We start from the raw sequence: 1,494 nt of genomic DNA on the forward strand, positions 1-1,494 counted from the left end.
TTTGATGACGTTGAATTTGACGAAGAACAAGATGCTGTTCATGAAGATCGTCATATTTTCTACTTATCAAATATTGAAAATAACGTTCGCGAATATCACAGACCAGAGTAATCTGTGTATTTGAAAGACATTTAAATATAACCTAAAAACAGCAGTAAGACAGCTTCTCATTGAAATCGTCTTACTGCTGTTCTCTATTTATAACACTTCGTATTGAATGAATTCATTATGCCTATTTGACACATTATTGAAATTTTTAATATACCCCTTATACGTTACGGCTTTGTACTGTGTTTAGGTATATAAAGCTTTGACATATCGATATTCTCCAACTCTAACAGCTTAATTTTATTATTAATCGTTCCACCGAATCCTGTTAAGCTACCCGTTTTACCGACAACACGATGACATGGCACGATAATTGATAATGGATTACTTCCGACTGCACCTCCAACCGCTTGGGCTGACATTTTTGGCTTATCAAGCACCTTACCTACTTTTTTGGCAATAGCACCATACGTTGTTAGAGTCCCATAAGGAACCTGTCTTAATTCATTCCAAACACACTGTTGAAAATGACTACCTGTTGGCTTTAAAGGTATTGTGATTTCAGGATTGTCACCTTTAAAATACGCGTCTAACCACTGTGTCGCCTCTCTAAATATCGCTAAAGACGTATTTTCTTCCCTAGTACCATCACCTTGTTGATTTTCAAACAAAACAGCGGTCAGACTTACCCCATCACTCAAAAGTTCCAATCGTCCTACAGGCGAATCATAGTAACTCTTATACTCCATAAAAATTCCCCCTTTTTCTAATCATACGCCTTAATTGTTAAATTAGAAAATATTCATGTTCACATTTTTTAAAAATAAATAAGTCGTCAATTACGTATATAAACACGTAATACCAGCTATCCCTTTGCTGCAATATACAGTTACATAACTTACTACACGTGCTAACCTATTACTTTGTAAACCAAATCTTAAATTAAAATATTGAAAATGCAATGGATCCTTAATATTTTATTAAACCTATAATTACTTATTAAAAATAACACACAATATTCATAAAGTTTTAAAAATATTCTGTTTTATCACCTATTATTAGTGGAAAAGTACAATTGCAATTGTATATAGTTTGCATAACGCTTCAAAAGTAATTTCTTTTTTGTTTAGTTCAAAAAAATTTAGAGGTGATGTTATATGAATAACGGTTTTTTCAATAGCGACTTTGATTCAATTTTTCGAAGAATGATGCAAGATATGCAAGGTTCAAATCAAGTCGGTAACAAAAAGTACTATATTAATGGTAAAGAAGTTTCACCTGAAGAACTAGCGCAACTCACACAACAAGGTAGCAATCAATCTGCTGAACAAAGTGCGCAAGCTTTTCAACAAGCAGCACAAAGACAACAAGGGCAACAAGGTGGCAACGGCAATTATTTAGAACAAATTGGTCGTAACCTTACGCAAGAAGCACGTGACGGTTTAT

At 33.6% G+C, this 1,494-nt stretch carries 2 protein-coding genes and 1 pseudogene; 2 read left to right on the forward strand and 1 reads right to left on the reverse strand.

The window, feature by feature from the left end; translation table 11 throughout:
* Positions 1–111 (forward strand): hypothetical protein (locus IDG60_RS22435; RefSeq protein WP_241013375.1); only part of this gene is annotated, 111 nt, incomplete at its 5' end.
* A gap of 164 nt (positions 112–275) precedes the next feature.
* Here the strand turns inward: IDG60_RS22435 and IDG60_RS13870 are convergent.
* Positions 276–797, reverse strand: a complete 522-nt coding sequence (locus IDG60_RS13870) for a methylated-DNA--[protein]-cysteine S-methyltransferase (protein WP_000455988.1) — start codon at positions 795–797, stop codon at positions 276–278.
* Between the two features lie 408 nt (positions 798–1,205).
* Between IDG60_RS13870 and IDG60_RS13875 the strand changes: the two are divergent.
* Positions 1,206–1,494, forward strand: a pseudogene (locus IDG60_RS13875) (ATP-dependent Clp protease ATP-binding subunit); the annotation flags it as partial.

Source organism: Staphylococcus sp. EG-SA-2 (assembly GCF_017152085.1).

What these genes read in the sequence shown, in the direction of transcription:
- IDG60_RS13870 (WP_000455988.1), bottom strand. Translation starts at nt 797, where the DNA reads ATGGAGTATAAGAGTTACTATGATTCGCCTGTAGGACGATTGGAACTT.